This window comes from Epilithonimonas hominis (assembly GCF_003730015.1).
GTDB classification, from domain to species: Bacteria; Bacteroidota; Bacteroidia; order Flavobacteriales; family Weeksellaceae; genus Epilithonimonas; species Epilithonimonas hominis.
In genome coordinates, this window is sequence record NZ_RJTU01000009.1 from 1 (window position 1) to 10,029 (window position 10,029).

General features: G+C 33.3%; 8 protein-coding genes. All 8 read right to left on the reverse strand.

The features are described from left to right. Nucleotides 1–27 precede the first annotated feature (27 nt). The 8 genes from EGH73_RS00895 to EGH73_RS00930 all read right to left on the reverse strand — a co-directional run bounded on the left by EGH73_RS00895 (nucleotide 28) and on the right by EGH73_RS00930 (nucleotide 9,869). Entirely contained in the window at nucleotides 28–435 is a 408-nt protein-coding gene (locus EGH73_RS00895; protein WP_123280258.1) for a hypothetical protein, read from the reverse strand. Between the two features lie 8 nt (nucleotides 436–443). Continuing rightward, the gene (locus tag EGH73_RS00900; RefSeq protein WP_123280259.1) at nucleotides 444–995 is read right to left on the reverse strand and encodes a retropepsin-like aspartic protease family protein; all 552 of its coding nucleotides are present in this window, start codon (nucleotides 993–995) and stop codon (nucleotides 444–446) included. Beyond that, complete coding sequence (locus EGH73_RS00905; RefSeq protein ID WP_123280260.1) at nucleotides 995–2,533, reverse strand: hypothetical protein; 1,539 nt, start codon at nucleotides 2,531–2,533, stop codon at nucleotides 995–997. The genes EGH73_RS00900 and EGH73_RS00905 overlap by 1 nt, the downstream gene beginning before the upstream one ends. Then, on the reverse strand, nucleotides 2,533–3,495 hold the full coding sequence (locus tag EGH73_RS00910; protein ID WP_123280261.1) for a hypothetical protein: 963 nt from the start codon (nucleotides 3,493–3,495) through the stop codon (nucleotides 2,533–2,535). The genes EGH73_RS00905 and EGH73_RS00910 overlap by 1 nt, the downstream gene beginning before the upstream one ends. A gap of 15 nt (nucleotides 3,496–3,510) precedes the next feature. Next, on the reverse strand, nucleotides 3,511–4,542 hold the full coding sequence (locus tag EGH73_RS00915) for a hypothetical protein (protein ID WP_123280262.1): 1,032 nt from the start codon (nucleotides 4,540–4,542) through the stop codon (nucleotides 3,511–3,513). Between the two features lie 358 nt (nucleotides 4,543–4,900). Continuing rightward, nucleotides 4,901–8,596, reverse strand: a complete 3,696-nt coding sequence (locus tag EGH73_RS00920) for a phosphoribosylformylglycinamidine synthase (RefSeq protein WP_123280263.1) — start codon at nucleotides 8,594–8,596, stop codon at nucleotides 4,901–4,903. A 37-nt stretch (nucleotides 8,597–8,633) separates the two neighbouring features. Continuing rightward, the gene (locus EGH73_RS00925; protein ID WP_123280264.1) at nucleotides 8,634–9,137 is read right to left on the reverse strand and encodes a DUF6398 domain-containing protein; all 504 of its coding nucleotides are present in this window, start codon (nucleotides 9,135–9,137) and stop codon (nucleotides 8,634–8,636) included. Between the two features lie 258 nt (nucleotides 9,138–9,395). Next, nucleotides 9,396–9,869: a transposase gene (locus EGH73_RS00930; protein WP_123280265.1), complete on the reverse strand. Its 474-nt coding sequence runs from the start codon at nucleotides 9,867–9,869 to the stop codon at nucleotides 9,396–9,398. Nucleotides 9,870–10,029: the final 160 nt, after the last annotated feature.

Genomic DNA, 10,029 nt, shown 5'->3' on the forward strand with positions numbered 1-10,029 from the left:
GTGGTTTAAGGAGAGACTATTTAAATATTACCTATTGTAAATTAAAAAGTTTTTATAGCTATTTATTTTTGCCCAATAGATAATCCATAGAATAAAACCGATTAAGTTTAAATAAGGAATGATATTGAGAATACACATCGCTATACCTATACTATGACCCGGTTTTATTTCTCCAAAATATAGATTCCTGCTTTTAGCTTCTTTTTCTAATGAATCTGAAATTTTATTAACCACGATAAAATGCCAGATTAAATTAAAAACAGGAATTAACAAAAGCCAAAGACTTACCTCGGTAATTGTTTTGTTTTCTTTTCTTATTTCTTTTAGAGTTGCCTGAAGAGTATTGATATATAAGATATAAGGAATTATGAAAATTCCAAAAATGATTGCAACAATTAGTAAATGTTGCCAACTTAAAGATAGAATTATAATCATAGATATAATTATTTAAAATGAATTTCATTATTTACATTGTCAATTTCAATTTTTCCAAACCGTTCCAAAACAGTTTGTCCGAGCAAAAGCGGGGCGTTCACATTATCAACTACCGTAGCTTTTACATCTTCCAAAATCATATTTCCGATTTTCACTTCACGCAGATTGATTTTTGTTCCTTCAGAAATTCTGCCTGTTGCATCTTGAAAATATTCCACATCTAAAATATCTTCCTTTGTTAAAGTTCCTTGTCTATATAAAACGGTTGCTTCCGCAGGCGAAATACAAATACTACTTGCTCCCGTATCAAAAATAAAACGAAGTTTTATTCCGTTAATATCAATCCAAATATAACGGACACCGTCTTCTCTTTCCATTTGTACAATATTTTTGTTTTCATCGGAAATATCTGTTGCTACGGCGTTGATATTGATTTCATTAATATTTTGATTTTGGGAATTTTTATGTTCGCCCTGATTTCTTTCATATTCTTTACTTTCCGGATGGTTACAACCCAAAAGAAATATCAATGACAAAATTCTGAAAAATTGTTTTTTCATTACTTTTGGTAATTAGGTATAGTCTGTAAATCTTTGATATATAAAGTATCATTAGTTGACGATATTTTGAAACTTTCTTTATTTTTTTCAAATAAAATATTGGAATAATCTTTCTTCTGATACTTGTAATATTCGTTAATACTGCTTGGATTAGCTTTAAAAATAAAATTGGTAACACTATCAATTTTAGAATTTTTCACTAATTTTCCATTGATTTTATTTTTTGTTGAAAAATCAACCTCTCCGTTCGGTTTGGGATTAATCTCCGAAATTACGTTTTCTAGTGGCTGTTCTGTTACCGTTTGTTCTTCTTGTGGTTCATTATAAACAATTTCTTTTTCTTGTTTTTTAAAGAATTGAAACCAAACCAATCCAGCAATTGCACATAACAACAATATTGTCTGAACTAAAGCAACTACTTTAAAAATATCCAACTTATATTCCTTATCTTCTCTTTCTCTGTATTGGTTATTCCAGTTATGTTTTGGTTGAAAAGTTTCTTTAACATCGGCACTTGGTTTTGGTTGAGAAATGGAATTAATAATATTCGGTGTTTTCAAACTTCCGACATTTTCTCTGAAAACTCTTTTGTTTTCATTGTGAATTCGCTTTACTTCATCTAATTTTTTACCAGATTTTAATTGATTGGAAAGCTCATCTATTTTTCGTGAAAAACTGTTGTAAAATTCATTGACTTTATTCAAATCCTTTTCAGAATCTCTTATTTTCTGGTCGTTTTCCCGATGCTTTTCTTTGTTCTTCTCAATTTGAGATTTAAAATCATCGTAGGTTTTCTTTCGGGATTCTTCCAATTTTTGTTTTTCTTTGGAAAATTCATCTAATGATTCCTGTATTTTGCGATTTCTTTCTTCTGCTAATTTTCGGATTTCGGTTTCAAAATTATTTTCATCGACAGTTGAAAATATCCCTTTTTGTCGAACAAACTCTGCTACTTCTTTGCTGTCTGTAAAATAAATAGTATCGTAAACATTCAGTAAATCAACTGATTTTTTGAAAAACGATTGTAAAATATTATCATTTGTTCTGCAAAAAACGATCAAATTTTTATTGGTTACTTGTATAAAGTTGAGATTGTCAATTTCTCTTAAATGAAAATTGAGTTTATCAAAATCTTTTGGTTTGCACTCTTTTACATCAAATTTGTCCGAATGATTTACTGTAATTGTATCATCTTGAACATTTTTTTGAACTAAATTTTGATGAAATTCGTTCAGATTTTGGATAATGATATTCTCCTCCGCGATCTTATCTACAAACAAAATACTCGAACCAATGAATGAACCTCCTCTTGCCGAAGTCGGTTCTTGTGCATAGGTATAAATTGTATAAGCAATCATATTATATCCGTCTTTGTATTCCTTTCGGATAGAATATAATTTGCTCTTAGGATATACCAAGATAGAACCTCGTATATCAAATGCTTTTATGCCCTTAATTGGATTTCCTGAAAAAAAAGTTTGGGTAAATCCGTTTGGATTCCCGAAAGTTCCAAAAGCGATTAAATTAATATTGCTCATTAATTTGTAATGCTAAATTTTATACGTTCCCAAAATGTTCCCTCATAATCCAAAGGATAGCCAACGATACTTTCATAAAGCCATTTAGATAATTTTTCGGCTCTGTCTAAATCCAACAATGTAACTCTGTTGGTTTCTTCGTTTAGTTCTCCTATGGTGTAAAATGTTTTTGCTAAACCGTATGTATTCATTGCAGTTGCTGTCATCGGAAGATATGTTTCAATGAAATTATCAAGTTCAGCTGTTGCTTCTATATTTCTACTTCCCGATTTATCCCATTTTGAAATAATGAGAATAATATTTACAGATTTTAATTTTTTCTCATATTTTTCTAATTTGTTCAGAAACGTATTGATTAAAATATCGTCTTTGTGTGCGTTATCATAACTTGTTACAATGATAAAAGTAAGCGGTAGATTTGCAGACAAATACGTTTCTATACTGCTGTGGTAATTTCCTCCACGTTTTATTTCGTTATGATTTTCTCCCGAAGTTTCTAAAAACGTAAGATTGATTGGAATAATTTTCTTCGACTTATTGTTCGGTTCAAAAACTAAATCCAAGCGTGTAACTTTGTCTTTAACTGTTCCTTCTGGCAAAATTCCTTTACTGATATTATCAAAAAAATCGTACAGCAAACTTTCTGCTTCCGCGGTATTTGGTGTTCCTATTTTAGGTCTTATTACACCTGCCTGTGAACGCATATAATAAAGCACTGTGGCTAAAATAACCGATTTTCCCGAAGATGCAGTACCGAAAAAGAATACAAAGTTGCTGTCCTTATTTTTGATTTCTGCCGTATTTCCTTTTGAAATAGGGACGAAATCATCGTTTACAATTTCATTTTTCCTGTCAAAAGATAAAGGTTTCAATTCACCGTTATCATCAAAAGAAAGTGGTTTTAATTCTTCTTCATTATCGAATGACAATGGTTTTAATTCTTCGTTTTCAAAATTTATCATCTCTTTGAGTTTTTATTAAATTATCGTTTTACCGCTACGCTTATTATTGAAAACACTTCCACCGCTATTTTGATTTACGTTGTTTTCAGAAGGCATCAAAAGAATTATCAGCATAATTCCAAAGTCCAGCAGAATACACGCTGCCAATACAACAAACTGAAACATTCCGAAATTTTTAACAGCATGGTCAAAAGCATAACCTATTTTTCCGACTTCTTGTGTATTGCTGTGTGCCGGTTCAAACTTCAATTTATCATCTCCCAAAATAGACTGTGCTCTACTGCCCAATTTGTTATATTCTGCCAACGCTTTATCAATCTGACCTTGCGCCATATCGTCAATATCTTGATGAGATTTAACGAGTAAATTTTGAATATCTTTATTCCATCTTAAAGAAGCGTTATTGATATCGCCTATTAAGTTTTTTTCTTCGGGAGTTAAATTGTAAACCATCTGAATGATTTGTTCTTCCATTCTGTCTGCCAAATCTTCGTAACCGGCAGGAGTCTGGCTAACCGGAGTAAGAGGGGTAACTTTTTTGCCAATCATTTTCTCTATTCTTCCGATAATTTGTCTTGCTTCCGGGCCAATTCCTGTATTTTTCGGGTCTTTAATCTGAATTTTTAAAAGATTGAGTTCGCTCCTAATTGCCTGTCTTGTTTTTGCATCTGCAACGGAATAATTCAATTTAGATTCTACATTTGTTTCCAAACCACTGAATTTATCATTGATTTCTCTTAGTTCCGTTGTATAAATATCGGTTCGCATAAACCTTGTATAGATTGCATTGAAGTTAGCGATAAAGCAAAACAAAGCGAAGAAGAAATAAATCCAACTTAATCCTGTTGTAGGACTTCCGGTCACTTTTGCTTTTCTGATTTGCCAAAGCAAAAAGAGTAAGATAAGTGAAAGCACCAATGCGATGACAAAGGAACTTCCTCCGAAAATTTGTTGTAAGCCAAGCCACGTTTGGTAAAAACTGACACCGATAAGCATCACAGCCAAAATGGCAAGAAAGAGGTCTGTTGCGGTAATTTTATTGTTCATATTTAGAATTAAATTATTGTTTTTATGTTTCCTTGATTTGGTGGTACAATGTATAATTTATTTTCTATTATTTTTTACGGTTTTCCGTAAAACGAAAAAAAAGTGAGCTAATTCCCATTGCTCGTATCAGAGGTTCTTGCAAAACCTACTACACAAAGCAAAAAGGAACGCCCACGCTTTTGGCGCAGACGTTTCCACTTTTACTTCCCTGTGGTATTTGAAATTTTCGACCTTTTCAGATACAGAAAATTTTAAAGCAAAACTCTATATTTTAATATGTTTAATTTTTTCTATTCCATTAATTCGTTATTTACTGTAAATGTAAAATTTTTGTTAAAATTACACAATGTATTGTTCATTATTTAAAATACTCCACTCCATTTTTGAAAATATTGTGATAATTTGCATTTGGAATATTCTTCATCAAACCTTCCGCAAAACGTTCCGGATGTCCCATTCTACCGAAGATTTTTCCATCCAGACTTGTAACTCCTTCGATTCCAAACAATGAATTATTTGGATTGAACGGCATTCCGTGAGCGATGTTTCCTTCTAAATCCAAATATTGCGTTGCAATCTGTCCGTTTTCATACAGCTTTTGAATTTCAGCTTCCGAAGCCATAAATCGACCTTCCCCGTGAGAAATCGGAATGGTGAAAACCTGGTCTTTCATTCCTTTTAACCAAGGTGATTCATCATTGACAACTTTCACGTTTACCATCTGAGAAATATGTCTTCTGATCGCATTGTGAGCCAAAGTAGGAGAGTTCTCATCCAAATCTTTAATTCTTCCGTAAGGCAACAATCCGGATTTTACCAACGCCTGGAAACCGTTGCAGATCCCGATAATCATACCGTCTCTGTCGAGTAATTCGTGAACTGCGTTTCTCATCTTTTCGTTTTTCAAAACGTTCACAATGAATTTTGCAGAACCATCCGGCTCGTCACCTGCAGAGAAACCTCCTGAGAAAGCTAAAATCTGAGAAGTTTTGATTTCTTTAACCCACGCATCAATACTTTCGTCCAACAATTGGTGATTGATATTGATTAAAGGTAAACTGCTGATTACAGCTCCTTCTTTCGCGAAAGCATTTAACGTATCATACTCACAGTTTGTTCCCGGGAAAACCGGTGCGAATACTTTTGGTTGAGCGATTCCGTGTTTTTTGATGATAATATTTCTTGGATTGATCGAGTTTAGTTTCTCATCAATCTCAACCGTCAATTTTTCTTTTTCAACCGTTGGGAAAAGATTTTCAAATGTATTTGTGTTTGCAGCCAAAAGTTGGTTGATAGTTGTTGGTTGATTGTTGATCGTTAAAACTTCGTCTGCAACAACTTCTCCGATTAATTGAAGGTTTACAGAACTTAATTCTTCTTTAGATTCGATGATTAAGCTACCGATATTTTTAGCTAATAAAACAGATTCATCAACTCTAATTTCAGCGCCTAATCTGTTTCCGAAGCTCATTTTTGCCAAAGCAACTGCAACTCCACCTTCTTTTACTGTTTTCACAGAAACGATTTTTCCAGCTTTAATATTTTCGAAAATGAATTCATAAACCGTTTTTAAAACATCATAATTCGGAAGTCCGTTTTCCTGAGCAATGTGATTGAAGAAATACACTTTATTTCCTTCACCTTTAAATTCAGGAGAGATAATATTTTTCTTTTCTCCATTCGCACAAGCAAAAGAAATCAAAGTTGGCGGAACATTCAAATCCTGATACGTTCCACTCATTGAATCTTTTCCTCCGATTGCAGCCAAACCGAAATTAATTTGAGCATCATAAGCTCCTAACAAAGAAGCTAAAGGTTTCCCCCATTTTTCAGGATTCTGACCTAATTTCTCAAAATATTCCTGAAAACTGAATCTGATATTTTTATAATCGCCACCCATTGCAACGATTTTCGCAACGCTTTCAACAACTGCGTAAGATGCTCCTAACAATGAGTTTTGTTTTGAAATTTCTGCATCAAATCCCCAACTTGCCAAAGAAACGGTTTCAATATCTTTTGCTCCTAAAATCGGCAACGTCTGAACGCTTCCTTCCATTAATGTCTGCTGATATTTTCCACCTAAAGGCATCGCAACCGTAGTCGCACCGATAGAAGAATCAAACATTTCCAGCAATCCTTTTTGAGAAGCAACGTTTTTATCGCTTAATATTTTTAAGAAATTCTCTTCGTTAAATGCAGGAGTTTCTTCTTTTACTTCATTCAGATGAGTAATTTTAACTTCCTGACTTTTTGAACAACCGTTCGTATCTAAAAATGCTCTTGAAAGGTCAACAATTTTATCGCCTTTCCAGAACATCTGCATTCTTCCGGAATCTGTCACTTTTGCAACTTCCACAGCCACAATATTTTCCGCTTCACAGAACTTGATGAACTGTTCTTTATCTTTAGGCTCAACTACAACCGCCATTCTTTCCTGAGATTCAGAAATAGCAAGCTCAGTTCCGTTTAAACCTTCATATTTTAAAGGTAAAACATCCAGATTAACTTCCAAAGAATCAGCAATTTCACCGATAGCCACAGAAACTCCACCCGCTCCGAAGTCATTTGATTTTTTAATTAATCTCGTTACTTCAGGATTTCTGAATAATCTCTGAATTTTACGTTCTTCAACGGCATTTCCTTTCTGAACTTCAGAACTCATCGTGTGGATTGAAGTTTCGTCCTGTTCTTTTGAACTTCCGCTTGCTCCACCAACTCCGTCACGTCCCGTTGCACCACCTAAAATGATGATAGAATCACCAGCTTCAGGTTTTTCACGTCTTACCCAATCCACAGGAACGGCTCCGGCAACGAAACCAACTTCCATTCTTTTTGCTTTGTAGCCTTCATCATAGATTTCAGAAACCATTGTAGTCGCCAAACCGATCTGGTTACCATAAGAAGAATATCCGTTTGCAGCCTGCTTTGTGATGGTCTTTTGAGGTAATTTCCCTGGTAAAGTTTTATCAACATGTTCTAAAACATCAGCAGCACCCGTTAATCTCATCGCCTGGAACACAAAAGAACGTCCTGACAAAGGGTCTCTAATGGCACCTCCTAAACACGTTGAAGCTCCACCAAAAGGCTCAATTTCTGTCGGGTGATTGTGTGTTTCGTTTTTGAATAATAAATACCAAGGTTCTTTTTTACCATCATATTCGGCTTCGATTTGGATGGTACACGCGTTGATTTCGTCTGAAACCACCAAGTTTTCCAATTGACCTGTCTTATGGAAATATCTTCCGCAAACTGTTGCCAAATCCATCAAAGAGATTGGTTTCAATTCGCGTCCTAAGAATTTTCTTTTTTCGATGTAATCATTGAAAATAGTTTCCAATGTATGTTTAAACTGTCCTTCAAATTCAATATTCGACAATTCTGTTTCAAACGTTGTGTGACGGCAATGGTCACTCCAATACGTGTCTAAAACTTTAAGCTCCGTTTCTGTCGGATTTCTTTGTTCAGTTTTAAAATATTCCTGAATGAATTTCAAATCATCCAATCCTAAAGCAAAACCGTGATTATTAAAAAACTCTTCCAACTGGGCATCATCAAAATTGATAAAACCTTCGTAAACAATTACTTTTGACGGCGTTTCTTCCGCAGGAATATCTAAAATTGATAAATCTTTTTCCTGAGATTCAACCTTATTAATTAAAAGATCTTTGATTTTAATTAAATCAGATTCAGAAACTCCTTCAAACTCGATAAGCTTTCCGCTTCTTACTTTAGACTTCTCATTTCCAGTCAGTAAAGCGATGCATTGTTGCGCAGAATCTGCACGCTGGTCGTATTGTCCCGGCAAGAATTCCATTGCGAAATAGATTCCTTTTGCAGGTTTTTTTTCGTGCAAAATATCAGTAACAGGGTCTACGAAAGTGCTGTTGACTACTTTTTCGAATTCACCGTCATTTAATCCAAAAATATCGTAAACGTTATACACTTTTACGCTTTGGATAGACGGAACCACCGCTTTTACTTCATCAAAAATTTTTGGACTTTCCACATCGAAAATTCCTCTTTTTTCTACGAAAATTCTTTTGTTATTAGACATTAGATGTCAGATTTTATTAGATTTATTTTTAATTTTTTTATTCCGAATCTGTGGTAAATTCCAAATCTCTGCCATTTGCTCTTTCATTTTTTAGCAGAATCTGCAATTCCTCATGTAATTCAGATACAGGAGCAATCATTCCATCAATCATAACCATATCATTAAATGGATTATCATTGCTCATTTTTTTTGTCGAAAATTCGGGACTGAAATACCACAAATCAAACATATTTCTTATTTGACGAGATTTTGTAGAAACGGTAGAACTTTTTGTTTGAAAAAATTCGTTGATTTCATCAGACTTTAGATAGGGCTGAAAAGATTTATCAAACAGGAAATTTATACTGCCGATAGCGTGTATTATCGCCGCAGCCCATATTTCTAATTTACCGCTTTTAAAGGGAATATCTCTTTTTCTGCCCATCTTTTTGACGAGTTTTTCACATAGAAAAAGGTATTCTTTATCAAGCTTTTGACTACAAAATATCCTGACTAAATCAAGCAGTTCGTTTTCTCTTTCTTTAATTTTATTTTTTTCCATATTTTTATTTAACAATTTTTCTACACAGATTGCAGTCCTATGGACTGCGAATTTTGCTTATTCATCTTCTTGCTACTACTACTACACAGATAACATTCCTACGGAATGTTTCTTTCTCATTTTTTCAAAGGGCAGATTCCGTAGGAATCGTATCTGTGTAGTAATAGTAATAGTTGTAGAAAAATCAATCCAGAAGGGAGCAGTCCGTAGGACTGCTATCTTTCATCAACCATAATAAATAATTATTTTATCACAAAATTATTTTACATCATCATAAAATTCAAACAAATATTCATTTTTAAATTCAATTTCAAAAACATTCAGCATTTCCAGATATTCTTCTCTAAAGCTTTTCTTTGAATGGTGTTTTTCCTGATTCAGAACATAATTCACAACTTTATCCTTTTGACTTTTAGCATAAGAAAATGCACCATAACCTTTCTGCCAAGAAAATTTCCCCAAACACAGCTTTTTATCATTTATAAAATTTGTAGACTCAATTTTTACAGTTTTTATCAATTCCGGAATTGTTATCTGCAAATTTTTATAACTGAAAAATATATGCAAATGGTCAGGATTTGCATAAATAGCCAATACTTTTTGTTTCTTATTGCTAAATATTCCACAAATGTATTTTTCAATTTCATCTCTTACTTCCGATTTAATTTTAATATCACGTCCTTTTGTAGCAAAAACGACTTGAATATAAATCTGTGTATATGTATTAGGCATAGGGTTTTATTTTTCATAATTCTTACAAAGATAACATAGACTTTATTGAATACTTCGTTAGGTTTTCTATGGAAACTAATCCTTTCTTCTACACAGATTACAGTCCTACGGACTTCAAATTTTGCTTATTTATCTGCTTGCTACTACTACTACTACTACT